This window comes from Pseudomonas sp. CFBP 8770, assembly GCF_014841705.1.
In the GTDB taxonomy this organism is placed as follows: domain Bacteria; phylum Pseudomonadota; class Gammaproteobacteria; order Pseudomonadales; family Pseudomonadaceae; genus Aquipseudomonas.
On the sequence record NZ_JACYUL010000003.1, the window covers coordinates 468,622 to 495,217 of the forward strand.

Below are 26,596 nucleotides of genomic sequence, written 5' to 3' on the forward strand. Positions count from 1 at the left end.
GCCCGGATAGGGTCGCCTGGATGGGGTCGCCCAGTCAGCTAAAAGCTCTAGACCCTGAACGCCTCCACCGCCGTGCGCAACTCGCCACCCAGGCGCAACAGATGCTCGCCCTGCGCGCGCCCCTGCCCGATGCGCAACAGGTTGTCTTCACCCAAGCCATGAATGCGCTCGCCGTGCTCGCGAATCTCGCCCACGGCACCGCTCTGCTGCGCGGTTGAATGAGCGATGCGCACGGCGGTGCCGGAGATGGTCTGGATGGCCGCGACGATCTGCACCAGCGCACCGTCCGCTGCCTGGGCCTGGCTGGCCGTCGCCTGCGCATGAACCACCTGGGCGCGCATGCCGTGCACGGACTCGCGCGCTGCCGTCTGCAGGTTGCCGATCAAGCGCTGGATCTGATGGGTCGCCCCGGTCGTGCGCGACGCCAGCGAACGGACCTCTTCGGCAACCACCGCGAAGCCGCGACCCATTTCTCCGGCACGCGCCGCTTCGATGGCGGCATTGAGTGCCAGCAAATTGGTCTGGTCGGCGATCGAGCGGATGACGGTCAGCACCCCACCGATGGTGGCCGACTCCTCGGCAAGCTGCTCGATCATCTGCGCGTTGCTTTGTACTTCACCCACCAACGCATGCAGCCCTTTGAGGCTCTGCCCAATGACATGCTGGCCATGCTCCACCGCTTCACCTGCCAATCGACTGGCCGCAGCTGCCTGACTGGCATCGTCCGCTACCTGGCCGATGGTTGCCTCCAGCTCGCCCAGCGCGTCGCGAATCTGTGCGGTATCGCCGGCCTGACGCAGCGCCCCCTGGTGCAGGCCACCGCTGAGTTCGGCCAGTTGGTGACTGCTGCCGGCCACTTGCTCGGCGTTCTGGCGAATGGTGCCGACCAACGCGACCAGATACAGGCGCAGGCGATTCAGCGACGCTTCGATGGCCTGCAATTCATGGTTGGTACGGCCCAGGGCGATCGGCTCGGCGAAATCCCCCTCGGCCCAGGTCGACAAGGCCGGATCCAGGCGGGTCAGCGCACCGGCCAGGCGGCGTTGCATGCGGTCGATGAGCAGTGCGATCAACAGGATCAGGCCGATCATGGCCCCTTGCAGCAGACGCACTTCGCCCTGGATTCTGGCGTGCTCCCCACGCACCGCCGGTTCCAGCTCGCCAAGGCCATGCTGAACCGCGCCGATGCGTTGCTGTGCGGCATCGGCCAGTTCGGTACGCCGCTGGATCAGCTCACGGGTACGGCCCAGTTCCGCCGGATAGCGCGTCAGCAAGCTGGCCAGCTCGCGCTTGAGGTCCACGCCATCATCCTGAGCCTCGCCGGTGTTTTCGTTCTGCAAACCCATCAGCGCCGCAAAGTCATCGGCCCCCGACGCAGTGGAACTGGCCACCCCCAGCAGCGGCAGGCTCTGCAGCGTGTCTGCCTGGGCCCTGATGCCGGCGAGTTCGCGCTCGACGTCCGCGGCCAGTTCGCTGCGTCCGCTGCTGATCATTTTCTCGCGTGCCAGGGACAGTTTGGCCAAGTGCTGGCCGGCGGGCAGCAGTGCGGCCTGATAGGGCCCGTTGCTCGTGGCATATCGAGCCAGTTGTTCCAACGTACCACCCAGTTCACGTTCGGCCTGCACCAGCAGCGCCTGTGGATCGCCCGCCAGCTTGCCGGCAGCCAGCAACTGCTCGGCAGTGAATGTGCTCAGCGCATCGACGTCGCTGCGCAATGGGCCGCTCAGTTCACTGGGCAGGGTGGCGATCCCTTCACGCAGCCGCATCAGGCCCTGAGTCGCTTCGGCATGGCGCAGCGCATCGCCGCTGTTCAGGTAATCCTGGACGTTGCGCACGACGTCATCCTGAAACTGGCGGGACAGTTGCAGGTAGCGCTCCATCAACAGATAGGGCTTTTCCAGCGCCCGTTGCGACCACCACAGCGTTGCCGCCAGGGCGGTACACACGGCGACCAGCAGCAGGGTGTTCAGATTGGTGAGCAGTTTCAGGCGCATGGGGGGCACTACCAACAGCGAAATGGTCAGTGCGTGAAGGTAGGGGCGGTCTGTTACAGGCGCGTGACTTCAACGTGAAAAAGATGGCACATGGCCTGTATTTTCGCTTGGCCAATGAATTCGACGCTCAGACACATCCGGATGTCTTTACCGCGACTGCGACATGCCGATGCATCCTTTATAGTGGCGATACTGCCTTGCCTGGAAAACTTTGCCCATGGGAGGCACGTTAGCCGGGTGGCGAGGTCAGAACCCATGAATTCCGCGATAGAAAGGACATAAGCCATGCTGGACTGGAAGAATCGTGCGGGCAACGGCGGAGCGCGCGAGCGTGCCGACACCAGTGGCGGGCCACGCAGCCATGTCAAGAGCCTGCTGCTGAGCAAGGCTGTGCTGGGTGCGCTGGCTGTCTATCTGGTGGTGACCCTGTTGCTGGGCTGGTACTGGAGCGAAGAGCCCGAGCTGTTCCCGGTGCAGCAGACTGCACAGTCGGCTGCCCAGCGTGACGGGCGTCAGATGGTAGTAGGCTACACCACGGTGGAGACCCTCAAGACAGTAGCGTCGACCCTGCTGAACAAGCCTGGTGGCTACATTTCCAACGACCGCTTTCCGCCTGGCCTGTGGATGGACAACATGCCCAGCTGGGAATACGGCGTGCTGGTACAGGTTCGCGACCTGAGCCGTGCGCTGCGCAAGGACTTCGCTCGTTCGCAGTCGCAGTCTGCCGAAGACAGTGACCTGGCCCGCGCCGAGCCGCGCTTCAACTTCGACAACAAGAGCTGGGTGCTGCCTTCCAGCGAGTCGGAGTTCCAGGAAGGCATCAACCTGCTCACTCGTTACCAGAATCGCCTGTCCGACCCAAGCCAGACCAATGCGTTGTTCTACACCCGTGCCGACAACCTGAACAACTGGCTGGGCGACGTCGGTACGCGTCTGGGCTCGTTGTCGCAGCGTTTGTCTGCCAGTGTCGGTCGCGTCAAGTTGAACACCACGCTCAAGACCGAAAGCGTCATTGCTGGTCAGGCGCCGCAGGTCGACGAGGAAATCGTCGAGACACCGTGGATGCAGATCGACAACGTGTTCTACGAGGCACGCGGTCAGGCCTGGGCGCTGTCGCATCTGCTGCGCGCTATCGAAGTCGACTTCGCCGATGTATTGGCCAAGAAGAATGCAACCGTCAGCGTGCGCCAGATCATCCGTGAGCTGGAAGCGTCGCAGGCACCGGTGTGGAGCCCGATGATTCTCAATGGCAGTGGTTTCGGCATGTGGGCGAACCACTCGTTGGTGATGGCCAACTACATCTCGCGGGCCAATGCCGCGGTGATCGACTTGCGTCAGCTGCTGTCGCAGGGCTGAGGACATGCCGATCTCGACCCAGGAGGTCGAACATCGTGCAGCGTCCGACGCCGAGTCGATCGCCTGGGTCGACGAGTCCGATCAGGTGCTGGGGACCTTGCCCAGGTCCGAACTGCGCGAACGTGGGCTGATCGGTCGCGGCACCTACATTCTCCTGTTCAACAGCCAGGGTGAGCTGTGCGTGCACCGGCGTACCTTGAGCAAGGCGATCTACCCTGGCTATTGGGACGTGGCGGCGGGCGGCATGGTCCAGGGCAACGAGACCTATGCGGAGTCGGCTGCGCGCGAGCTTGAAGAAGAGTTGGGCGTAAGCGGCGTCGAATTGACCGCTCACGAGCATTTTCTATTCGACCAGCCAGGCAACCGGGTCTGGTGTGCAGTGTTCTCGGCTGTCTGGGATGGCGAGCTGCAACTGCAACCGGAGGAAGTGCTCGAGGCCCGGTTTGTCCCGGTCCAACAGGCTCTGGATGAAAGCACCACCGAGCCTTACTGTCCCGATTCGCTGGCTGCATTGCTGCGATTCCTGACCTGCCGGGACAACGCCTGACCCCGCGCGCGCTTTGCAGGAGCGGTCTTCGGCCCCGAAACAGGCTACGCGGTTCGCCTGATACACCGCGCTGTGCTTTTCGCGGCCACGGACCGCTCCCACAGGGAATTGCGGACACCTGTGGGAGCGGTCATCGGCCGCGAAAAAGACGCTGCGATACATCTGACACACCGCAGCGCGCCCTTCGCGGCCACGGACCGCTCCCACAGGGGATTGCGGACACCTGCAGGAGCGGTCATCGGCCGCGAAACGGGCACTGCGGTATTCCCTGTACAGCACCGCACTTGATGAAATCATCCGAACCTCGGCAAATGCCCCCATCAGGCACTTAGCACACACAAGGTTTCCCGCTAAACTGCTCGGCCTGATCCACTTCACATGAGGCATGCCGGTGGCCAAAAAAGCCGCATCCTTCGCCGCCCTCGGCGGCTTGGTGTTCTCCACCGACAGCGGTCGGCATTGTCCGGACTGCCGTCAGCCCATCGACGCCTGCACCTGCAAGCAAACGGCCGTGCCAGAGGGCGACGGCATCGCCCGCGTGCGGCGCGAAAGCAAAGGTCGCGGCGGCAAGACCGTGACCACCATCACCGGTGTCCCACTCCCGGCCGATGCGCTCAAGGAGCTGGCAACCACCCTCAAGCGCCGTTGCGGCACAGGCGGTGCGTTGAAAGACGGCGTCATCGAAATCCAGGGCGACCATGTCGAGCTGCTGCTCGCCGAGCTGGTCAAGCAGGGCTTCAAGGCCCGCAAGTCCGGTGGTTGAGCCGCACACCTTGTAAACTTGAAGTACTCGCCGGGGTCTACCCCTGCAGGCGCAGCAATCGTCATCTTTACCTTCTACACTGCGCAGGGCCCGACGGCCCGCGACAACCGACTTTTTTCATAGGGGACCTCGATGTCCGTACGACGCACACGTAAAGACGATGGCAGCCAATGGACAGTGGCCGACAGCCGCAGCGTTTATGGCATCCGCCACTGGGGCGCGGGCTATTTCGCCATCAACGAGGCCGGCCGTGTCGAGGTTCGTCCGAACGGCCCTGACAGCTCGCCGATCGATCTTTACGAGCAGGTCGACCAACTGCGCAAGAGCGGCCTGTCGCTGCCGCTGCTGGTGCGCTTCCCCGACATCCTGCAAGACCGTGTACGCCAGTTGACCGGTGCCTTCGATGCCAACATCGCTCGCCTGGACTACCAGAGTCGCTATACCGCGCTGTACCCGATCAAGGTGAACCAGCAGGAAGCGGTGGTGGAAAACATCATCGCCACCGAAGGCGTGTCGATCGGCCTGGAAGCCGGCTCCAAGCCGGAGCTGCTGGCCGTGCTGGCACTGGCGCCCAAGGGCGGGACCATCGTCTGCAACGGCTACAAGGACCGCGAATTCATCCGTCTGGCCCTGATCGGCCAGAAGCTGGGTCACAACGTCTTCATCGTCATCGAGAAAGAGTCCGAAGTGGCGCTGGTGATCGAAGAGGCGGCCGAGCTCAAGGTCAAGCCGCAGATCGGTCTGCGCGTGCGCCTGTCGTCCCTGGCATCGAGCAAGTGGGCCGACACCGGTGGTGAAAAATCCAAGTTCGGCTTGTCTGCCGCTCAGTTGCTGTCGGTCGTCGAGCGTTTCCGTGAAGCCGGCGTGGACCAGGGCATTCGCCTGCTGCACTTCCATATGGGCTCGCAGATCGCCAACCTGGCGGACTACCAGCACGGTTTCAAGGAAGCCATTCGCTATTACGGCGAGCTGCGTTCGCTGGGCCTGCCGGTCGATCACATCGATGTGGGCGGCGGCCTGGGTGTCGACTACGACGGCACTCACTCGCGCAATGCCAGCTCGATCAACTACGACATGGACGACTACGCCGGTGTGGTAGTGGGCATGCTCAAGGAATTCTGCGATGCCCAGGGCATGCCGCATCCGCACATCTTCTCGGAGAGTGGCCGCTCGCTGACCGCGCACCACGCCATGCTGGTGGTGCAGGTCACCGACGTCGAGCGTCACAACGACGAAGTGCCCGAGATCGTCGACAAGCAGAGCCTGCCCGAAACCCTGCAGTGGCTGGTCGATCTGCTGGGTCCGACCGACATCGAGATGGTCACCGAAAACTACTGGCGTGCGACCCACTACATCAGTGACATCGCAGCGCAGTACGCCGACGGCAAGGTCACCCTGGCGCAGAAGGCCCTGGCCGAACAGTGCTACTTCGCCGTCTGCCGCCGCCTGCACAATTCGCTCAAGGCCCGTCAGCGCTCGCATCGCCAGGTGCTGGACGAGCTCAACGACAAGCTCGCCGACAAGTACATCTGCAACTTCTCGGTGTTCCAGAGCCTGCCCGATACCTGGGCCATCGGCCAGGTATTGCCGATCCTGCCGCTGCACCGTCTCGACGAAGAGCCGCTGCGCCGCGCCGTACTGCAAGACCTGACCTGCGATTCCGACGGCAAGATCAAGCAGTACGTGGATGAGCAAAGCATCGAGACCAGCCTGCCGGTGCACGCCGTCAATCAGGGTGAAGATTACCTGCTGGGTATCTTCCTGGTCGGCGCGTACCAGGAAATTCTGGGCGACATGCACAACCTGTTCGGTGACACCGACTCGGTGAACATCTATCAGCGTCAGGACGGCAGCGTCTACAGCGCCGGTATCGAAACCCACGACACCATCGAAGACATGCTGCGCTATGTGCATCTGTCTCCCGAGGAGTTGATGACCCATTACCGCGACAAGGTTGCCAGCGCCAAGATCACCGCGCGCGAACGTACCCAGTACCTGGACGCCCTGCGCCTGGGCCTGACGCGTTCTTCGTACCTGTCGTCGTAACGAGTGGGTCTGGTTGCCCGGCTCCTAGCGCTCGCCGCCCTGCTGGGGCTGCTAAGCGCTTGTTCCGGGCTGCACACCCTGGATGCCTTGACGGCGTCCGGCGGCTATCAGCTCACGCAGGGCGTAGCCTACGGCGCCGACCCGCGGCAGAAGCTGGACGTGTACCGCCCCAATCGACCACTGCCGGATACTCCGGTGGTAGTTTTTTTCTATGGGGGTACCTGGAACAGCGGCGAGCGAGGCGACTATCGTTTCGTCGCCCAGGCGTTGGCCGCCCGTGGATTGCTGGTGGTGGTCGCCGACTACCGTCTCTATCCACAGGTGCGCTATCCCAGCTTTCTCGAAGACGGCGCCGATGCCGTTGCCTGGACCTATCGAAACATTGCTCGGTACGGTGGCGACGTTCGCCGTCTGTTCGTGATGGGCCACAGCTCCGGCGGCTATAACGCGGCCATGCTTGCCCTCGATCCGCAGTGGCTGGGTAAAGCCGGGCTCCCCGCCAATGCGCTGCGCGGCTGGATCGGCCTGGCCGGCCCCTATGATTTCTTGCCGATCGAGAATCCCGAAGCCAAGCCGGTATTCTTCTTCCCCGATTCACCGCCCCAATCGCAACCCATCAACCAGCCTCTGGCAGGCTCGCCCCCGGCGCTGCTCATCGCCGCGACCCATGACTCGACCGTGGACCCGGTACGCAACAGCGAAAACCTCGCACACCGACTGCGCCTCGCCGGCGTCCCGGTGCAGGAGCGCTATTACCGCCGACCGAACCATCGCACCCTGGTCGCCTCATTCGCCTGGCCCCTGCGCTGGCTGGCACCCGTGCTGGATGACGTCGAGCGGTTCGTCAAGGCCAAGCCTGAAACAGCGGAAGTCCGTTTGCGCGAATAGATGAATCTTGCCGGTTCGTCGCAGACGTTATTGTCAGATTTTATTATGGTAGATGCTGAAAGTGCGGCGTGCAGAGGTCATTGAGCCAGAGCCTGGCGCGTTTCAGGGTGAGGATGGAATTTTACAGTTGCAAGAGCCTTGGAAGCAGCATTCAAGCATTCTGCTATTATCAAAAGTCCATATGGGAAAAAGCCCGCTCTATGGCAGGCTTTTTCTATGAGGTCAAAGGCTCACTGGTATTTATCTTCGATCTTGCGCTTTTCTAGTGTGTAGGCTTTCAGATCGATCTCATCGGTGGTGAGTTTGGAGTCAAGCTCGTTCATGTCACTTTTTCTCAAACTGGCGACATGCTCTTTGCTGGCATGATAGTTCAAAGTTTCGGCAGCGTCGTAGCCGCTGACCGGGTCCCATAGAATGGACGCTGGCCACAGAAGCAGGTTGACGACGCCCCAACCATAGGCGCGGCCATAGAACGACCCACCGCCAGGCAATAGGCCAAGGCCGGCGCCGAGGACGGGTTGTTTGACTTCCACGGCGAGGTTTTTGGCGCGGAGCATGGCAAGTTCGGATTGCTGGGCGGAGTTGAGTCCGCTCGCGCAGCCAGTGGTCAATACGATGAGCGTGGCGGCAAACAAACTGCGAAGTGTAGGCATCCCTATTCCTTATTTACGGATTTCCAATCGATAGTGAAGTGGAAGGCGGCGTAGTCTATAGGCAGGATATGAATATGTATCGCTTGTTAGCGTGATTTTAACTAATGGTTACATTTGGCTGGAGGCGGAGTCGTGATAGTGTAGAGAAGGCTTTGTTACTTCTAGTAATGATCTCGCGAAGTTTTGCTGTATTCTATATGGATTGGATGTTGACTCTTTCTGTCATAAGAAAGTGCCGGCATTGACCAACAGCGTTTAGCTGATTGATTGTCAGTTTATCGTATTGAAGTTCTTGCCATAGGGATGTATGGGCGCTGTTCGAGGTATAGAAGCTGTGAACGGAGTGTGGACCGTCGTTTATATCCATCCGCTACGATACCCACTCATCCCTGCGCTGCAACCGCCACGCCACCCACCCCAGCGTCGCCGCACGCAGCGCCATGAACAGCAGGAAGCTTATCCACAGGCCGTGATTTCCCCATCCGCTGCTCAACCAGCCGATCGGCAACATCACCGCTACGCTGACCAGCATGGCATTGCGCATCTCCCGGGCGCGGGTAGCGCCGATGAACAGGCCGTCCAGCAGATAGCTGCCTACCGCAATCAACGGCAGCACCGCCAGGTATGGCAGGAACGGGTAGGCCGCCTCGCGGACACTGGCAATATCGGTCTGCAGGTTGATGAATACATGCCCGCCCAGCAGAAACAGCACGGCAAACCCGCTGCTGGCAATCAGCGACCACCCCAGGGACACCACCATCGAGCGGCGCAGCGTCTGCCGATCGCGCGCACCGATGGCGTGGCCGCACAGGGCTTCGACCGCATGGGCCAGGCCGTCCAGCGCATAGGCAGTTATCAACAGGCCATTGAGCAACAGCGCATTGGCGGCCACAGTGGCATCGCCGAAGCGGGCGCCCTGGATGGTGATCAGCAGAAAGACCCCGGACAGCGCCAGACTGCGCAGGAAAATATCGCGGTTGACCCCCAGCAGCGGGCGCCAGTTGCGCCATGACCTCAGCGCCGCCCAGGCCATGGCGCCCGGATACGCTCGCAGGGAGGGGCGAGTGAGTGCCAGGCCGAGCAGGGCGCCTACCCATTCGGCTATCACCGAGGCGCGCGCCGAGCCGATCACGCCCCAGTCCAGGCCGAGCACGAACCACAGGTTAAGGGCGATGTTGACCAGGTTGGTGGTCAGCAGCAGTTGCAACGGCGCGCGGGCATTCTGGGTACCAAGGAACCAGCCGATCAAGGCGTAGCTGGCCAGGGCGGCAGGCAGCCCCAGCAGACGTGTCTGGAAGAAATCGTGGGTGGCTTGTTCCAGTGCTGCAGACGGTGCCATGAAGCTCAGGGCCAGATGGCTGAAGGGCAGCGCCAGCACGCATAGCAGCAAGGAGAACAGTAGGCCCAGGGCAAGACTCTGCACCAGAATCTGGCGCAGTGCACGACCATCATGGCGTCCGGCAGCCTGTGCGGCGAACCCCGTGGTGCCCATGCGCAGAAAACTCATCAGCGACACCATGAAGGTGAACAGGCTGCCCCCCACGGCCACTGCGCCCAACTGGTGGGCATGGGGCAGATGGCCGATCACCGCGCTGTCCACCAGCGTCACCAAGGGCACCGACAGGTTGGACAGGATCATCGGCGCAGCCAGGGCCCAGACCCTGGTGTGAGTAGGGCGGTGGCGCCAATCGGTCAGTAGGATGGACATGTAGGCTCCAAGTCGGGGCCGGGATTGTAGCCCAGCCCACTGTAGGAGCGGTCCGTGGCCGCGAAGAATGCGCTGCGATACCCCTGACACACCGCAGCGCGCCTTTCGCGGCCGATGACCGCTCCCACAGGAGGATCGCAATCCTTGTGGGAGCGGTCCGTGGCCGCGAAGAATACGCTGCGATACCCCTGACACACCGCAGCGCGCCTTTCGCGGCCGATGACCGCTCCCACAGGAGGATCGCAATCCTTGTGGGAGCGGTCCGTGGCCGCGAAGGAATCGGCGCGGTCCACCTGACATACCCCAGTACACTTGTCTCAGCCGGTAACCCCGGCCACGAAACCATCAATATTGATATATATTCTCAGCCTTGCTTTTCACTGCCTTGGTACCTCGAATTGAACAAAGGACTGTTTCTGGCCTGCGCCCTGGCCCTGCTCGGCGGGTGCGATTCATCGACATCGGAGAAACCTGTCGAGCCCTCGCCACCGGCCACCGTGAATGCTCTGCCCAAGCCTGCGGCGAGCGTCGATCTGGCGGCCCTGGCGCAACGTTACAAAGGCCGTGAACTGGCCGTTGCCGACGTCTCCGAAGTCCAGCTCGACGGCGCCAGTGCCCTCGCCGTGACCTTCACTGCACCGCTGGACCCCAAGCAGAATTTCGCCGACAAGGTTCATCTGGTTGACAGCACCCGTGGCAAGCTGGACGGCGCCTGGGAACTGTCCGACAACCTCATGGAGCTGCGCTTTCGCCATCTGGAACCCAAGCGCAAACTGCTACTCACGGTCGATACCGGTCTGCTTTCCGTGAACCAGAACACCCTGGCAGCCGCACACACCGTTCGCCTCGAAACCCGAGACCTGCAGCCTACCGTAGGCTTCGCCAGCCGCGGCTCGCTGTTGCCCACCCGGCTCGCCGAAGGCTTGCCGGTCATTGCCCTGAATGTCGACAAGGTCGATGTCGAATTCTTCCGCGTCCGACCCGAGCAACTGCCAGCCTTTCTCAGCCGCTGGGGCCGCAACAGCAGCCTGCAAAGCTACGAATCCCGCGAGCTGTTGCCCATGGCCGAACTGGTCTACGGCGGCCGCTTCGATCTCGATCCCGCACGCAATACCCGCGAGACCCTGCTGTTGCCCCTCGGCGGCATCAAGCCATTGCAGCAACCAGGCGTCTATCTGGCGGTGATGCGCGCCTCGGGCAGCTACGACTATGCGCAGCCGGCGACGCTGTTCACCCTCAGCGATATCGGCCTGTCCGTGCACCGCTATGCCGAGCGCATGGATGTATTCACCCAGGCCCTGGAGGGCGGCAAGGCCTTGGCCGACGTCAGCCTGCAGTTGCTCGACGCCCAGGGCCGGGTCATCGGCGAAGGCAAGACCGACGCCGCCGGCCATGCCCAACTCGCCTCGCCGGTGAAAGCCGAAGTATTGCTGGCGCGCCAGGGCGACCAGACCAGCCTGCTGCGCTTGAACACCGCGGCACTGGATCTGGCCGAGTTCGACATCGCCGGACCCAAGGCGCACCCGTTGCAGTTTTTCGTGTTCGGTTCGCGAGACCTCTACCGTCCCGGGGAAACCGTGTTGCTCAATGCCTTGTTGCGCGACAACGACGGGCACCCGGTCAAGCCGCAACCGGTCAGCGTCGAGGTGCGCCGCCCGGACGACCAGCTCAGTCGCAAGTTCGTCTGGCAGCCGGACGCCTCAGGCCTGTATCAGTACCAGTTGCCACTGGCTGGCGAAGCGCCGACCGGGCGCTGGCAACTGCTGCTCGATCTGGGCGACGGCAAGCCTCAGGTTCACGAATTCCAGGTGGAAGATTTTCTCCCCGAGCGCATGGCGCTGGACCTCAAGGGCGCGGACACGCCCATCGCGCCCGGCGATGCGCTGGCTGTCGACGTGACCGGCCGCTATCTGTACGGCGCGCCGGCTGCGGGCAATCGTTTGAGCGGTCAGGTTTACGTGCGTCCGCTGCGCGAGGCTGTGTCGACGCTGCCCGGGTTCCAGTTCGGCTCGCTGACCGAAGGCGAACTCAGTCAGGACCTGGAGCTGGACGAGACCACTCTCGACGCGCAGGGCAGGGCGACTCTGGCCATCGATAGCCGCTGGAGCGAAGCCAAGTCCCCATTGCAGGTGGTGCTGCAAGCCAGCCTGCAGGAATCCGGCGGCCGGCCCATTACCCGTCGTCTGGTGCAACCGGTGTGGCCTGCAGATCGGCTGCCCGGTGTGCGAGGAACGTTCGAGGGCGAGAACGTCGACGGCGATGGACCGGCCGAGTTCGAGTTGCTCGTGGCCGACGCCCAGGGTCGCAAGCTCGCTGCCGATGCCCTCAAGGTACGCCTGGTGCGCGAACGCCGCGATTACTACTGGAACTACTCCGAGAGCGACGGCTGGAGCTACAACTACAACGAGAAATACCTGAACCTGAGCGAGGAAACCGTTGCAGTTGCGGAGGGTGGCACCGCCAAGGTCAGCTTCCCCGTTGAATGGGGGCCGTACCGCGTCGAGGTCGAAGATCCGCAAACCGGCTTGGTCAGCAGCCTGCGCTTCTGGGCCGGCTACAGCTGGCAGGACAACACCGAAGGCGGCGCGGTACGCCCCGATCAGGTCAAGCTCGCCTTGGACAAGCCCCACTACGCAGATGGCGATACAGCCAGGGTGACAGTGACACCGCCCGCGGCCGGCAATGGCTATCTGCTGGTGGAGTCCGCCGAGGGCCCCTTGTGGTGGCAGGAGATCGACGTACCTGCCGAGGGCAAGACCTTCGACATCAAGGTCGATCCGAAATGGGCCCGCCACGACCTCTACATCAGCGCGCTGGTGATCCGTCCCGGCGAGCGCAAGGCCAACGTCACCCCCAAGCGTGCGGTCGGCCTGCTGCACCTGCCGCTCGAACGTGCCACGCGCAAGCTGGCGCTGACCCTCGAGGCGCCTGCGACCATGCGCCCGCAGCAGCCGCTCACGGTCAAGGTCACTGCCCGCAACAGCGATGGCAGCATCCCCCGTCAGGCCCACGTACTGCTGGCAGCGGTGGACGTCGGTATTCTCAATATCACCCAGTACGCCACACCCGATCCTTTCGCCGCGCTGTTCGGCCGCAAGGGCTATGGCGCCGACCAACTGGACATCTATGGACAGTTGATCGAAGCGGGGCAGGGCCGACTGGCCAGCCTGGCGTTCGGTGGTGACGCGGCCGATCTGGCCAAGGGCGGCAAGCGCCCGCAGACCAGCGTCACCATCGTTGCGCTGCAAAGCGCTCCGGTAATGTTGAACGAGCAGGGCGAAGGGCAAATGACCCTCGATATTCCTGACTTCAACGGCGAGTTGCGCGTGATGGCCCAGGCCTGGACCGATGATCGCTTCGGCATGGCCGAGGCGCGCACGGTGGTCGCCGCGCCGCTGGTTGCAGAACTGTCCGCGCCGCGCTTCCTGGCCGGTGGCGACCAGGCCCGCATTGCGCTCGACATCACCAACCTCACCGAACAAGCGCAAACCCTGACCGTGCAGGTGAACGCAGACGGGCCGTTGACCCTGCTGGACGCCCCCCGGCAACCGCTGCAACTGGCCAAGGGGCAACGTCAGACCCTGCATCTACAGGTACAAGCCACGGGCGGATTGGGTCAAGGTCACATCAAGGCACAGATCGACGGGCTGAACCTGCCCGGCGAAACCTTGCCTGCCATTACCCAGGATTGGACCCTGGGCGTGCGTCCCGCCTATCCGGCGTTGGTCAGGCATCTGCGCAACGTGCTCAAGGATCAGCCCTGGACGCTTCCCGCCGGTGCCCTGTCGCCCTTCGAGCCCGCTGGGCGCGAAGCCCTGCTCAGCCTGTCGAACCGGCCGCCTCTGAACATCGGCGAGCAGATCAAGGCTCTCAAGGCGTATCCCTACGGCTGCCTCGAGCAGACCGTCAGTGGCCTCTACCCGTCGCTGTATTCCGATGCCGCCAGCCTGAAAAGGCTGGGTGTGGAAAGCGACACCGACGCCGAGCGCACGCGCAAGATGGACATCGGTATCGAGCGGCTGCTGGGCATGCAGCGTTACAACGGCAGCTTCGGCCTGTGGGGTGCGGATGGCGAGGAAGAGTACTGGCTGACCGCGTACGTCACCGATTTCCTCCTGCGTGCCCGCGATCAGGGCTACGCCGTACCGCCCGAGCCGCTGAAGAAAGCCAGCGAGCGACTGTTGCGCTATCTGCAGGAGCGCGACCTGATCGAGGCCGACTACAGCGACAATCTCGACCACACCCGCTTTGCGGTCCAGGCTTATGCCGGCCTGGTGCTGGCGCGCAGCCAACAGGCACCGCTGGGCGCGCTGCGCAGCCTGTTCGAACGGCGCAGCGATGCGCGCTCGGGCCTGCCACTGGTGCAATTGGCGATCGCGCTGCAGAAAATGGGTGATCAGCCCCGTGCCGACCAGGCACTGCAAGCCGGTCTGGCGGCAGGACGCAACGACAGCGACTGGCTCGGCGACTATGGCACCCCGCTGCGTGACCAGGCACTGATCCTGGCCTTGCTGCAGGAGAACGATCTGAGCAAATCCACACTCGAAGAACGCCTGTTCACCCTCTCGGATCTGCTGGCCAGCAGCAGTTGGCTATCGACCCAGGAGCGCAATGCCCTGTATCTGGCCGGTCGCAATGCGCTGGCCTTGCCCGAGCAACCCTGGACTGCCCAACTACAAAGTGCCGGCGTCAGTCACCTATTGAGTGACGCCCAGCCAGCGCTGAAACTTGCGGACGGCGCGCTGTCCGAGTCGCTCACCGTTACCACCCAGGCACAGCAGCCGCTGTACCAGCAGGTGACGCTGTCGGGCTATCCGGCATGGCCGCCGGCGCCGCACGCAGACAACCTGTCGATCCGTCGCCAATACCTGGGTCTGGACGGCGAGCCGCTCAAGCTCGATACCCTCAAGAGTGGCGAGCTGGTGCTGGTGCATCTGGTAGTGGGTGCCAAGCAGCGTGTACCGGACGCGCTGGTGGTGGATCTGCTGCCCGCTGGGCTGGAAATCGAAAACCAGAACCTGGCGCTAAGTGCCGCCAGCCTGGATAACGCCAGCAGCAGTGTCCGGCAGTGGCGCGAATCGATGCAAAACGCCAATCTGCAGCATCAGGAGTTTCGCGATGACCGCTACGTGGCAGCGCTCAAGCTGGATGGCTACGGCAGCACACACTTGCTGTATCTCGCCCGTGCAGTGACGCCGGGTATCTACAAGGTACCGCCACCGCAGGTGGAGTCGATGTACCGGCCCAACTGGCAGGCCGTCGGCATTACGCCAGCGGACCTGACGGTACGCCCGAGGTGAGGCTGGGCAAGGGCAGCGAACGGCTGCCCTTGCCATTCGACCCATGGCTCACTGAATGATCCAGCTCAGCAACCACAGGCCCAGTACGGCCCAGATGACGCCCATGATGATCGATGCACGCATGAACGCTCGGACAGCGGAGTACAGGAACAGCAAGCCGACGATCAACGCGGCGATGGTGACGACATTGGTGTCCATGCCCAGGGTCCGCGACAGGCCGTCGACGAAGTTGCCTCCTGCGTTGCCGAGCAGGCTGAACAACCAGCTCAGGCTGTCTACCACCCAGCGAATGATTGCGCCCAGCGCCTGTCCCAGCCACTCGAAAAAGCCTTCTACATGCATAGTTGCGTCCTGACTCGGTTAGTGGCATTCATGCCATTGTGCCCCCTTTGGCCATGCGCCAGCGAGCCAAGTTCCCGACAGCGCCTGCAAGGTCGACGCACTTGATCCGCAGCTTTCTGGTTTTTTCGAAACCGCGTCGAGGCAGATTCATTCGCTGTGCGCTGTTGGCGATTTGTGTGCCGGTCTTTCTTCTGTGGCTGGCCGATCGACTCTGGCCACTGCCGTTGCCCCGGGATGATCTGGCGCGCGTGGTACTTGCCGAGGACGGCACACCGCTGTGGCGTTTCGCCGATGCCGAAGGGGTATGGCGATATCCGGTCAGCGTGGACCAGGTTTCACCCTATTATCTCGAAGCTTTGCTGACCTACGAGGACCGCTGGTTCTACCAGCATCCAGGGATCAACCCACTGGCACTGGTCCGCGCGGCCTGGCTCAACCTCAGCGGTGGTCGCGTGCTGTCAGGAGGCAGTACGCTATCGATGCAGGTGGCCCGGTTGCTCGATCCGCATTCACGGACCTTCGCCGGCAAACTGCATCAGCTATGGCGAACCGCGCAGCTGGAGTGGCACCTGAGCAAGGCGCAGATCCTCACGCTGTACCTGGACCGTGCGCCGTTCGGTGGCACCTTGCAGGGCGTGGCGGCGGCCAGTTGGGCGTATCTGGGAAAGTCGCCGGCGCAGCTCACTCGCAGCGAAGCCGCTTTGTTGGCAGTGTTGCCCCAGGCGCCCAGCCGGCTGCGTCCCGACCGCCATCCGCAGCAGGCCCAAAGCGCTCGCAACAAAGTCCTGCAGCGCATGGCCGAGCACGGCGTATGGCCCATTGCACAGGTACGCGACGCGCAACAGGAGCCTCTGATGCTGGCCCCGCGGCAGGAGCCGGCGTCGGCGCCATTGCTGGCCAGGCGCCTGAACCGCAGTGACAGTCCGCCGCTGATCCACACCTTGATCGACGCCAGTCTGCAACGGCGCCTGGAAGACTTGCTGCTGGGCTGGCGAGCGCGCCTGCCCGAGCGAACCTCGGCGGCCATCCTGGTGGTGGATGCGCAGACCATGGCCGTGCGCGCCTACCTGGGCTCGGTGGACCTGGCCGATGACCGGCGCTTCGGCCATGTCGACATGGTCAGTGCCGTCAGGTCGCCGGGCTCCACGCTCAAGCCGTTTCTTTACGGCATGGCCATGGACGCCGGTCTGATTCACTCCGAGTCTCTGTTGCAGGATGTCCCGCGACGCTACGGTGATTACCGCCCAGGCAATTTTTCCGCAGGATTCAGCGGTCCGGTCGCGGCCAGTTCGGCGCTGGCCCTGTCGCTCAATCTGCCCGCCGTGCAGGTGCTCGAGGCGCTGGGCCCCAAGCGCTTTGCCGCGCAGTTGCGCAACGGCGGCCTGCACCTGAGCTGGCCCGTGGCCGCCGAGCCCAACCTGGCGATGATCCTGGGTGGGATGGGCAGTCGCCTCGACGATCTGGTCGCCGCCTACAGTGCCTTTGCCCGCGGCGGCAACAGTGCTGCGCTGCGCTGGCAGCCGCAGGATGTACTGCGCGAGCGGCCGATGATGTCGGCAGGCGCGGCGTGGATCGTACGGCGCATCCTCAGCGGTCAGGCTCGGCCGGATCAAGATCTGCGCGCCGAACTCGTCCGGCGTCCGACGCTGGCCTGGAAGACCGGCACCAGTTACGGTTTTCGTGACGCCTGGTCGATCGGCATCGGCCCGCGTTATCTGATCGGGGTATGGATCGGTCGCCCGGATGGCACCCCGGTACCCGGACAGTTCGGCCTGGCTTCGGCCGCGCCGTTGATGCTGCAGGTGCACGATGTCCTGAGCAATCGCGACACGCAGCGGGCCATTGCGGCGCCTGTCCAGCGCGTACCGTCCAGCGTCGGCGTGGCCGCGATCTGTTGGCCTCTGGGACAAGCGCTGGATCGGCGCGACCCCAACTGCCGACGTCAACGCTTTGCCTGGACACTGGACAAGACCATCCCGCCCACCCTGCAGGCGCTCGACCAACCGCTGGGTACCGGGCTGCAGGAGCAGGTCTGGCTCTCGTCCAATGGGCTGCGCACCAGCGCCTCCTGCCCCGGCGCCCAGGCAAGGTCCATCGCCCTGTGGCCGGCCGCACTCGAGCCTTGGCTGGCCAAGGCCGAACATCGCCAGATGCGTGTGCCGGACTCGGATCCGCAATGCCCCGCGCCACCGTTGCCGGCCATGGCTCCCTTGTCGATCGTCGGCGTGCGCAGCGGTGATCGGCTGCGCCATCCGGCCGCCGACGCCGGCCCATTGCGGATACACCTCGAAACACTCGGCGGGCAGGGGCAGCGTTGGTGGTTCATCAATGGTGTGCCCCAGCAAAGCAGTGCGCAGGACGCTGGTCTGAACGCAGTGTTCGAGCGCACGGGGCGCTATCAAGTCACAGTGCTGGACGAGGCGGGGCAGACCGCCAGGGCCGAGCTGACCGTGGTGGACTGAGCATGGCGGGCGCCAACCCGGCTGATCAGCTCAGCCAGAACAGTGTCAGCACGAACCCTGCCAACAGAAACGGCGTGAGCGGCAGCACGGCTGCCGACTCGGGGTTCAGGTACTCCACCTTGCGCCTATAGCGAATGCTCAACCGGTACCAGATCATCGGTGACACGAAGACCCACAGCACCAAGGCCACGATACCTCCGATCAGCGTGCCAACCAGGTGACTGCTGTCCGAGGCCAGCGCCAGTGCCCAGAGCAGCTTGACCTCGCCACAGCTCAGACGGCCATTGAGGTAGCCAGGCAAGGTCAGGGCCATGCTCAACACCAGCGCTGCGGCCGCCTCGACCATGCTCGAGCCGATCCAGGTGTGCCCGGTGGCAAACAGGCACACCAGCGCCAGCACCCCGGCGCCGACGGTCAGTTTGTCGGCGATGCGCCGCTGCCGGATGTCCTGCTCGGCGCACAAGGTAAACCACAGGAGAAGAACGAGACTTGGCATGGCAGCACCCGCTTGACGACGACAGTCACTCACTTCTGAAACAGGCCTTCTGTTTCAGATTAGACGTCTGCCGCGTGACGATGGGGTTGCTGCGACACTTTTTTTCATCGCTGGCGGCAGGCTCAGCGAGGCGGGTAGGTGGACAGGATGTCGCTCACCGCTTTCTGGATGACAGTGCTGCGCTCGCTTGGCGAAACGGCATTGTCGTTGACCAGTTGTTCGGTGCTGCCACGCCACACCAGTTTGCCGTCCCGCGCATCGAGCATGTCCAGCTGCAGGGTCGCTACCTTGTAATCGACGCTGCGTGTTTCATTCATGGCGGGCGAGGCCCAATACGGACCCCAGTAGCCACCGCCCCAGCCACCGCCATAATTGGTCGTGACCTGCTGCTGACGATTGTCGACGATCAAGTAGGCCTGCAACGTGACGTCGGCACGGCCACCGGCAGCGGCAGGGCGCAAGCCACGCTGGTCGAGCTGACTGCTGACGGCCTGGCGAATGCGCTGCTCGGTGAGGTCGCTGCGAACCCGCGGATCGTCTGGCCGATATTGCACCGCCGGCTCTTTCCAGGCCCAGCTGCGATAGGCCGCGAAGTCGCGGCTGGCATCGAAATCATGATTGACTCGAGGGGTTTGGCAGGCGCTCAGCAGCAGGGCCAGCGGTAGAACGGCAAGACGACGCAACATGGTGAAATCTCCTGTGGGTCAGGAAGGAGGATAAGCCGTGAGCGCCTTTTGCACAGCGTTGCGTAACGCCTCGTTACGATCGCTCAGGCTGCCTTGGCTGCTGGTTTCAGCACTCGCGCTCCAGACGGGCTGGCCGCTCTTGCCGTCGAACAGGTCGATGCGCACCATCATCACCTGGATCTGGTAAGTGCGTACCACCGGATAGCTGCCATAGGCGCCATAACGGTCGTAGCGATCATAGCCGCCATAACCACGTCCGTAGCCGGCCCCGTAGCCGACATCGTCGCGGGTTTGTTGCAGGCGGGTTTCCATGCGCAGGCTGGTGCCGACTCGCAAGTCGGCATTGTCGCCACTGCGCTGGGGTCGCAAGCCGCGCTGGTCGAGGGCATTGCTGACCGCTTCGGCGATCTGCGCAGAGTCCGCCCAACTGGTCCCGGCCGGTAGCTGCCCGTTGGCCCAGGCCCAATTGCGATACCGGGCATAGTCGCGCGGGGGAGCGGGGTAGGCACTGGCATCGAACGTCTGCGCTGCCTGCGCGGGGGCCGGCGGCAGGGGCCTGGAGCTGGCAACATAGGGATTGGGGCTTTGGCAGGCCGCCAGGGTCAGGCAGAAAGCGCAAAGGGACAGGCGACGCATGGCAGTCTCCAAGATACCGATCAAGCAGGGCGGCAGATCCAGTGCAGGTAGCGACCCAGGCCGGCAAATGCCGGATGGCGCCGATGGGCGAGCTCCATTTCGACCAGTTGCGCAAGGTCGGCGCGCTTCTGGAAATCGACGGGCATGTAGTCGTGGAACACACGCACACCGCTTTTGGATTCGACACGCCAGGCGCCGTCAAGTTGCGCGGCCAGTTCGCGCGGGTCCAATGGCTGCTGGGGCGTAAGGCTCTGCTTTTCGCCTGCCAGCTCATTGCTGTTCAGTTTGCGGAAATGCCCCTTGAGCAGATTGCGGTAGACCAGCGCATCGCGATTGTAGAACGCCAATGACAGCCAGCCGTTGGCGGCAGTCAGCGAATGCAGGACGGGCAGAATGGCATGGGGCTCGGCCAGCCATTCCAGCACGGCGTGGCAGATCACCAGATCGAAGGCGGGCAATCCGAGCGCGGGCAGCTGCTGCCAGGACGCCTGGATGAACGTGGCGTTCTGGCCCGCTGCTGCGAAGCGCGCGCGCGCGCCCTCAAGCATCGGTTCAGCCGGTTCGCTGAAGGTAACCTGGTGACCTTGCTCGGCCAGCCACAAGGCCATGTGACCCAGCCCGCCGCCAATATCCAGCACGCGCAGGGAGCGCTGAGGCAGGGCTTCGCGCAGGTCGGCCTGGAGCACGGCAAGGCGGATCGCGCCTTTCGCGCCGCCATAGATCTTCTCGGCAAAGCGGGTCGCCAGTTGATCGAAATGGCGATCGTTCATCGAACGAACCGCCGCTCGCTATCGGCGAGTTTGGCGCGTACCACCTGGTCCATGTCCAGGCCCAGCTCGCTGCACAGCAGCAACAGGTACAGCACCACGTCACCGACTTCTTGGCCGGCATGTTCGAGCTGCTCGGCCGACAGTTGTCGCGACTGGTCTTCGGTCAGCCACTGGAAGATTTCCAGCAGCTCGGACATCTCCACGCTGGCGGCCATGGCCAGGTTCTTCGGGCTGTGAAAGCGCCGCCAATCGTTGTTTTCGCGGATCTGATGAAGGCGTTGGGTAAGTGCGTCTAGGTTCATTGCAAAGCTCCTGAAGGCGCATAGCTTCAAGCCGAACTTTGCCGAACGCAATAGCTACAGAACCACAGGCCCCCAGGTGCCGCTCATGTGCAACAGCTCATCGCGCCCATGCAAGGCCAACTGCCCGCCGAGCCCTGCAGCGGTGGCGCTCAAGATCAACTCGCTGGGCAGGCGTACCGGTTTGTGGAATTCCACCGCCAGCTGGTAATTGCTCAACGGCAGGCGCTCGCGCAGGGCCGCCACACTTTGCGCCAGGCTCCACATGCCATGGGCAATGGCCGTGGGAAAGCCGAACAGACGCGCGCTCAGGGCGCTCAGATGAATCGGGTTGTAATCGCCCGAGACTCGCGCGTAGCGTCGTCCGGTGTCCGCCGCCGCATACCAGCGATGTACCGCTACCAAGGCCTGCTGCGGATGCGAGACGGGCGCGAGCACGGACTCCGGCAGGCCCTCGACCTTGGCGTGGCGACACAAAAAGGTACTGTGTTCCTGCCACAGCGGCCCCAAGGGATCGTCGACTTGGGTCACCAGGTCGAACGTCACCCCTTTCTCATGGCGCTGCAGGTTCTGCGCATGCACGCTGACCCGTACACCGGCGACCCCGCCCAAAGGGCGCAACACCTCGATGCGATTGCGTAGATGGACCAGGCCCAGCAGGGGAAACGGAAAGCTTTTGTCGGTCATCAGGCGCATCTGCAAGGCAAACGCCAGCACATGCGGATAAGTGGCCGGCAGCATGCCGCCTTCGCCGAACCCGCACAGTTCGCGGTAGGCCGCCAGGTGTCGCGGGTCTGCCGAAAGACTGCAACGCAGGCCCAGCTCAGGCAGACGCTCGCCAGTGATCTTGCGGTTGAGCGCCGCTTTCAGATAGGCGCTGGGCAGGTCGGGATTGCGTGCCAAAGTCTGCCAGTGGATTGCCATGTCAGGCCCCCAGAATGCTTTGGCCACACACGCGCAGCACTTGGCCATTGACGGCACCACTGCCGGGCTGCGCCAGCCAGGCAACGGCCTCGGCAACGTCCTGCGGTTGGCCGCCCTGGCCCAGTGAGCTCATGCGCCTCCCGGCTTCGCGCAGGGCAAAAGGCATCTGTGCGGTCATGCCGGTTTCGATGAAGCCAGGTGCCACGGCGTTGATGGTCGCACCGCGTGTGGCCAGCCTGGCGGCGAACGCTTCCGCCAGGCCGATCAGTCCGGCCTTGCTCGCGGCATAGTTGCTCTGCCCACGGTTGCCGGCAATCCCCGAAGTCGACGAGAGCAATACCACCCGGCCGTCATCGCGCAGCGTGCCACTGTCGAACAGCGCCTGGGTCAGCCGTTGCGGGGCGAGCAGGTTGACCGCCAGCACCGAATCCCAATAATCGGGCGTCATGTTGACCAGGGTCTTGTCGCGGGTGATGCCGGCGTTGTGCACCACGATGTCGATCCCCTCCGGCAGCGCTGCGATCAGCTGGCTGGCGGCGTCGTCGGCGCAGATGTCGAGGTCAATCGTGCGCCCGCCCAGCCGTGCCGCCAACGCTTGCAGATCATGGCGTGCCTGGGGCACATCGAGCAGGATCACTTCGGCGCCGTCGCGCGCCAGGGTTTCCGCGATCGACGCACCGATGCCGCGTGCGGCGCCGGTGACCAGCGCCTTGCGGCCTGCCAACGGGCGGGTCCAGTCAGTGACTTGGCGGGCGCTGGCCTGCAGCGACAGCACCTGGCCCGACACGAACGCACTCTTGGGCGAAAGAAAGAAGCGCAACGCACCTTCCAGCTGTTCGTCGGCGTCAGGCGCGACATACAGCAGCTGCAAGGTGCCACCGTTGCGCAACTCCTTGGCCAGCGACCGGCTGAAACCTTCCACGGCACGCTGGGCGATGTGTGCCTCAGGGGCTTCGAGGTCGCGGGGGTCGCGTCCCAGAATGACGATGTGCGCGTTATGGTCCAGGCTCTTGATCACCGGCTGGAAGAATTCGCGCAAGCGTGCCAGCTGGGTACTGTCGACGAGCTCGCTGGCGTCGAACACCACGGCTTTGAGCTTGGGTCCCAGGCCGGCGGTCCAGCTCGGCAGGTCGGCGGCGCCGTACGCGGTGTCGGTCAAGCGTGAAGCGAAGCTGGCCACCTTGTCGGCGAGCCCACCGCCGCCCAGCAGCAGGGTGCCTTCCACCGGTCGCAACCGTCCGCCCTGCCAGCGCTCCAGGCGCGCCGGCGCAGGCAGGCCAACGGCCCCTACCAGGCGACGGCCAAGGTCGGAGTTGGCGAAGTCGATATATCGATCGGACATGGAACGTGCTCCGGTTCAAAGGGTTCAAAGTGTGGACCACGGCAAGGCGCGCGTCGTTCGCCCGGGCCCCGTGCCATGCATCATGCTCGACCCGGAATCTCGCTTCAGCCTTTCAATCCAGGATGTTCGACATGAACCTAGACACGCATACGGTGCGCCGGGTTGCCATCGTTGGCAGCAATCGTATCCCGTTCGCTCGCGCCAACGGGCCCTACGCCCGAGTCGGCAATCAGGCCATGCTCACGGCCGCGCTCGAAGGCCTGATCGAACGTTATGGTCTGCACGGCCTGCGCCTGGGTGAAGTTGCCGCCGGTGCGGTGCTCAAGCATTCCCGCGATTTCAACTTGACCCGGGAGAGCGTACTGGGCTCGCGGCTGTCCGCACAGACGCCGGCCTACGATGTGCAGCAAGCGTGTGGCACGGGTCTGGAAAGCGCGCTGCTTGTGGCCAACAAGATCGCGCTGGGCCAGATCGAATGCGGCATTGCCGGCGGTGTCGACAGTGCGTCCGATGCGCCCATCGCGGTCGATGAAGGCTTGCGCCAGATCCTCTTGCAGACGCATCGGGCCAAATCGCTGGGCGAACGAGCCAAGGCATTGCTGCAACTGCGGCCACAGCATTTGCGCCCCGAGCTGCCGCGCAACGGCGAGCCGCGCACCGGTCTGTCGATGGGGCAGCATTGCGAGCTGATGGCGCAGCACTGGAACATCCCCCGCGACGAGCAGGATGAACTGGCGCTGCGCAGTCACCAGAACCTGGCCGCCGCCTATGCGCAAGGCTGGCAGGACGATCTCACCACGCCATTCGGCGGGCTGGTCCGCGACCATAATCTGCGTCCCGACCTGACCCTGGAGAAGCTCTCGGCGCTCAAGCCAGTGTTCGAGAAAAGCCAGCAGGGCACGCTCACCGCAGGCAACTCCACGCCCTTGACCGACGGCGCGTCGGTGGTGCTGTTGGCCAGCGAAGCCTGGGCCAGGGAGCGCGGGCTGCCGGTGCTGGCGTACTGGCGCGATGGGGAGACCGCTGCAGTGGACTTCGTGGGAGGGCGGGAAGGGCTGCTGATGGCGCCGGTCTACGCGGTTCCGCGGCTGTTGGCGCGCAACGGCTTGAGCCTGCAGGATTTCGATTACTACGAAATACATGAGGCCTTCGCCGCACAAGTGCTCTGCACCCTCAAGGCCTGGGAGGATGCAGACTACTGCCTCACGCGCCTGGGGCTGGATGCGCCGCTAGGCTCGATCGATCGCAGCCGCCTCAACGTCAAGGGCAGTTCACTGGCGGCAGGGCACCCGTTCGCGGCCACCGGTGGGCGCATCCTCGGCAACCTGAGCAAGCTTCTGGACAAAGCCGGCCGTGGCCGCGGCCTGATTTCAATTTGCGCAGCCGGTGGCCAAGGCGTCACTGCAATCATCGAGCGCTGACGGTTGCGCCCACGGGTACGCTTGCAGTTTCCACGCGTAGTTGGTTGGCATAGTTTTCCGCCATGATCGAACACACGATCAACTGCAGCGGGTGATAGATCATGATCGGCAGCAGAATCAAGCCCAGGCCGGGGTTGCTGCCGAAGATCAACGCCGCCATCGGTGCGCCTGCCGCCAATGACTTCTTGCTGGCGCAGAATACGGCGGCCACCTTGTCGGCGTGACTGAAGCCCAGCATTTTGGCGGTGCGCGTGGTCAGCAGCAGGATCAGCGCCAACAGCAAGGCGCTGCCGCCCACGGCCATGGCCAATACCGATGCGCCCTGCTGCTGCCACAGCCCCGATACCATCGAGTTGCAGAAGGCGGCATACACCAGCAGCAGGATCACCGCCTTGTCGATCAGGTTGGTGTAACGCTTGTGCCGTCCGAAGAATTTGCCGAACAACGGCCGCAGCAGTTGCCCCAGCACCAGCGGCAACAGCAGCATGGCGCACAGGTCGAGCAGGGTTTCCCCCAGGTCGATGCCCCCCGAACCGCCACCGACCACCAGCGCGCAGAGAAACGGCGTGATGAAGATACCCAGCACGCTCGACAGGCTGGCGTTGAGGATCGCTGCTGGCACGTTGCCGCCCGCACTGCCTGTCAATGCCACCGACGACGATATGGTCGAGGGCAGGGCTGCGAGGTACAGAAAGCCCACCATCAAGGTGCCGGGAATGAATGCCCCAAGAGTCTTGTCGCAGGCCAGCCACAGCAGCGGGAACACCACGAAGGTGAAGGCCTGAACCATCACATGCAGGCGCCAGTTCTTCAATCCGTGGCGGATCTGCTCGCTGGACAGGTTCATGCCATGCAGGAAGAACACCACGAACACGCCGATATTGGTCACCAGACCTGCGTGCATGGCGCCGCCGGTGGCGCCGAATCCTGGAAAAATCCACGCCAGCAGGACTGCCAGCACCATGCCGCAGAGAAACCAATCGGTCACCACGCGCTTGAGGTGTTTGAGAATGTGCATGAATGAATCGCCTGTGCGTCGATGGACATTGAGAACTGCAGGCTAACTCAGGCACTCTATTGCCGTCTTGCGACAGAGGGCCAATCAATGCCGCCAAACGGACATGCATCGCCACCACGCCCCATCCCAGCCTTGGCAAGCCTGCCTCGGCCGTTGTATGCGCGTGCCGAAAGCCTGGGTGCAGGGTCGTGGACGCCTGCCCACCGACATGATTGGGCGCAGTTTTCCTACGCCATCAGCGGCGTCCTCGGCGTGCACACCGATGAAGGCAGTTTCTTCGCCCCTCCGCAGTGGGGCATCTGGATTCCGGCGGGTGTCGAACACAAGGTCGTCACCTCGATGCGCGCCGAGATGCGCAGTCTGTACGTGCGCAAAGAAGAGTCGCCCTGGCTCGCGGAGCACTGCAAGGTGCTCGAGGTCACCCCGCTGGCACGCGAGCTGATCAAGGGTTTCTGCGAGTTGCCCCATGACTACCCGGCCGGTGACACCGCTCAGGCACGTCTGGTGCAGGTATTGTTGGATCAGTTGGCAGGGCTGCCCGAGGTAGCGTTTTCGTTGCCCCTGCCTAGGGAGCATCGTCTGTTGGCGTTGTGCAACCAGCTGATTGCCGCCCCTGATCAGGCCACCACGCTGACCCAGTGGGCGCATCGCCTGGGGACGTCGGAAAAGACCCTGATGCGCCTGTTCCAGCGCGAAACCGGCATGAGCTTTCGCGCCTGGCGGCAGCGCATGCGGCTACTGTCGTCGCTGCAGGCGCTGGAAAACGGTGACAGTGTGACCACGGCCGCGTTGAACAACGGTTACGAATCCACATCGGCCTTCATCGCTGCCTTCAAGGCGCTGTTCGGTTTCACCCCGGGCGAGCTTTAATGCATGAGCGCCACTGTCCATGCGCCGCGAAAGCGCTATGATCGTCCACCGCTTGGCGAGTTGTTTGCATCCTTT

The 26,596-nt window shown here is 63.6% G+C and carries 21 protein-coding genes; 9 read left to right on the forward strand and 12 right to left on the reverse strand.

All coding sequences use genetic code 11. From position 1 onward, the window contains the following. Positions 1-47: 47 nt before the first annotated feature. On the reverse strand, positions 48-1,994 hold the full coding sequence (locus tag IFT98_RS09420) for a methyl-accepting chemotaxis protein (protein WP_192048180.1): 1,947 nt from the start codon (positions 1,992-1,994) through the stop codon (positions 48-50). Positions 1,995-2,279: 285 nt separating this feature from the next. On the opposite strand from IFT98_RS09420, the gene IFT98_RS09425 reads away from it, so the two are divergent. The 5 genes from IFT98_RS09425 to IFT98_RS09445 all read left to right on the forward strand — a co-directional run bounded on the left by IFT98_RS09425 (position 2,280) and on the right by IFT98_RS09445 (position 7,594). Next, a complete protein-coding gene (locus IFT98_RS09425; protein WP_192048182.1) occupies positions 2,280-3,350 on the forward strand; it encodes a DUF2333 family protein in 1,071 nt (356 codons plus the stop codon). A 4-nt stretch (positions 3,351-3,354) separates the two neighbouring features. Then, the gene (locus IFT98_RS09430) at positions 3,355-3,897 is read left to right on the forward strand and encodes an NUDIX hydrolase (protein ID WP_192048184.1); all 543 of its coding nucleotides are present in this window, start codon (positions 3,355-3,357) and stop codon (positions 3,895-3,897) included. Between the two features lie 391 nt (positions 3,898-4,288). Continuing rightward, on the forward strand, positions 4,289-4,660 hold the full coding sequence (locus IFT98_RS09435; RefSeq protein WP_122796597.1) for a translation initiation factor Sui1: 372 nt from the start codon (positions 4,289-4,291) through the stop codon (positions 4,658-4,660). A gap of 132 nt (positions 4,661-4,792) precedes the next feature. After that, positions 4,793-6,706, forward strand: a complete 1,914-nt coding sequence (gene speA, locus IFT98_RS09440; RefSeq protein ID WP_122480302.1) for an arginine decarboxylase — start codon at positions 4,793-4,795, stop codon at positions 6,704-6,706. A gap of 3 nt (positions 6,707-6,709) precedes the next feature. Continuing rightward, on the forward strand, positions 6,710-7,594 hold the full coding sequence (locus IFT98_RS09445; RefSeq protein ID WP_446730820.1) for an alpha/beta hydrolase: 885 nt from the start codon (positions 6,710-6,712) through the stop codon (positions 7,592-7,594). A 230-nt stretch (positions 7,595-7,824) separates the two neighbouring features. Here IFT98_RS09445 and IFT98_RS09450 read toward each other — a convergent pair whose 3' ends face one another. Both IFT98_RS09450 and IFT98_RS09455 read right to left on the reverse strand, forming a co-directional pair. Further along, positions 7,825-8,247 carry a hypothetical protein gene (locus IFT98_RS09450; RefSeq protein ID WP_192048186.1) on the reverse strand — a complete coding sequence of 141 codons (423 nt, stop codon included), beginning with the start codon at positions 8,245-8,247 and terminating at the stop codon, positions 7,825-7,827. A 370-nt stretch (positions 8,248-8,617) separates the two neighbouring features. Further along, positions 8,618-9,955, reverse strand: coding sequence for an MATE family efflux transporter (locus tag IFT98_RS09455; RefSeq protein WP_192048188.1), 1,338 nt, complete (start codon positions 9,953-9,955; stop codon positions 8,618-8,620). Between the two features lie 398 nt (positions 9,956-10,353). On the opposite strand from IFT98_RS09455, the gene IFT98_RS09460 reads away from it, so the two are divergent. Then, entirely contained in the window at positions 10,354-15,255 is a 4,902-nt protein-coding gene (locus IFT98_RS09460; protein ID WP_192048190.1) for an alpha-2-macroglobulin family protein, read from the forward strand. A gap of 48 nt (positions 15,256-15,303) precedes the next feature. Here the strand turns inward: IFT98_RS09460 and IFT98_RS09465 are convergent, their stop codons facing one another. Next, positions 15,304-15,597, reverse strand: coding sequence for a hypothetical protein (locus IFT98_RS09465; RefSeq protein WP_122480298.1), 294 nt, complete (start codon positions 15,595-15,597; stop codon positions 15,304-15,306). Between the two features lie 53 nt (positions 15,598-15,650). Between IFT98_RS09465 and pbpC the strand changes: the two genes are divergently transcribed. Beyond that, on the forward strand, positions 15,651-18,059 hold the full coding sequence (gene pbpC, locus IFT98_RS09470; protein ID WP_192048192.1) for a peptidoglycan glycosyltransferase PbpC: 2,409 nt from the start codon (positions 15,651-15,653) through the stop codon (positions 18,057-18,059). Between the two features lie 25 nt (positions 18,060-18,084). Here pbpC and IFT98_RS09475 read toward each other — a convergent pair whose 3' ends face one another. From IFT98_RS09475 to IFT98_RS09505, 7 genes are all read right to left on the reverse strand, one after another. After that, positions 18,085-18,555, reverse strand: a complete 471-nt coding sequence (locus IFT98_RS09475) for a prepilin peptidase (protein ID WP_192048194.1) — start codon at positions 18,553-18,555, stop codon at positions 18,085-18,087. Between the two features lie 122 nt (positions 18,556-18,677). Beyond that, on the reverse strand, positions 18,678-19,241 hold the full coding sequence (locus IFT98_RS09480; RefSeq protein ID WP_122714681.1) for a DUF4136 domain-containing protein: 564 nt from the start codon (positions 19,239-19,241) through the stop codon (positions 18,678-18,680). 18 nt (positions 19,242-19,259) lie between these two features. Beyond that, entirely contained in the window at positions 19,260-19,877 is a 618-nt protein-coding gene (locus IFT98_RS09485; protein WP_192048196.1) for a DUF4136 domain-containing protein, read from the reverse strand. A 20-nt stretch (positions 19,878-19,897) separates the two neighbouring features. Further along, the gene (locus IFT98_RS09490) at positions 19,898-20,647 is read right to left on the reverse strand and encodes a methyltransferase (protein WP_192048198.1); all 750 of its coding nucleotides are present in this window, start codon (positions 20,645-20,647) and stop codon (positions 19,898-19,900) included. Beyond that, on the reverse strand, positions 20,644-20,949 hold the full coding sequence (locus tag IFT98_RS09495; RefSeq protein ID WP_192048200.1) for a MazG-like family protein: 306 nt from the start codon (positions 20,947-20,949) through the stop codon (positions 20,644-20,646). The genes IFT98_RS09490 and IFT98_RS09495 overlap by 4 nt, the downstream gene beginning before the upstream one ends. Before the next feature lie 54 nt (positions 20,950-21,003). After that, positions 21,004-21,870 carry a MaoC family dehydratase gene (locus tag IFT98_RS09500; RefSeq protein WP_192048202.1) on the reverse strand — a complete coding sequence of 289 codons (867 nt, stop codon included), beginning with the start codon at positions 21,868-21,870 and terminating at the stop codon, positions 21,004-21,006. A 1-nt stretch (position 21,871) separates the two neighbouring features. Next, a complete protein-coding gene (locus tag IFT98_RS09505) occupies positions 21,872-23,212 on the reverse strand; it encodes a 3-oxoacyl-ACP reductase (RefSeq protein WP_192048204.1) in 1,341 nt (446 codons plus the stop codon). A 131-nt stretch (positions 23,213-23,343) separates the two neighbouring features. Between IFT98_RS09505 and IFT98_RS09510 the strand changes: the two genes are divergently transcribed. Beyond that, entirely contained in the window at positions 23,344-24,633 is a 1,290-nt protein-coding gene (locus tag IFT98_RS09510) for an acetyl-CoA C-acetyltransferase (RefSeq protein ID WP_192048206.1), read from the forward strand. Here IFT98_RS09510 and IFT98_RS09515 read toward each other — a convergent pair. Next, positions 24,620-25,651, reverse strand: coding sequence for a bile acid:sodium symporter family protein (locus IFT98_RS09515; RefSeq protein ID WP_192048208.1), 1,032 nt, complete (start codon positions 25,649-25,651; stop codon positions 24,620-24,622). The genes IFT98_RS09510 and IFT98_RS09515 overlap by 14 nt on opposite strands. 87 nt (positions 25,652-25,738) lie before the next feature. Between IFT98_RS09515 and IFT98_RS09520 the strand changes: the two genes are divergently transcribed. After that, a complete protein-coding gene (locus IFT98_RS09520; protein ID WP_192048210.1) occupies positions 25,739-26,521 on the forward strand; it encodes an AraC family transcriptional regulator in 783 nt (260 codons plus the stop codon). The last annotated feature ends 75 nt before the right edge of the window (positions 26,522-26,596 follow it).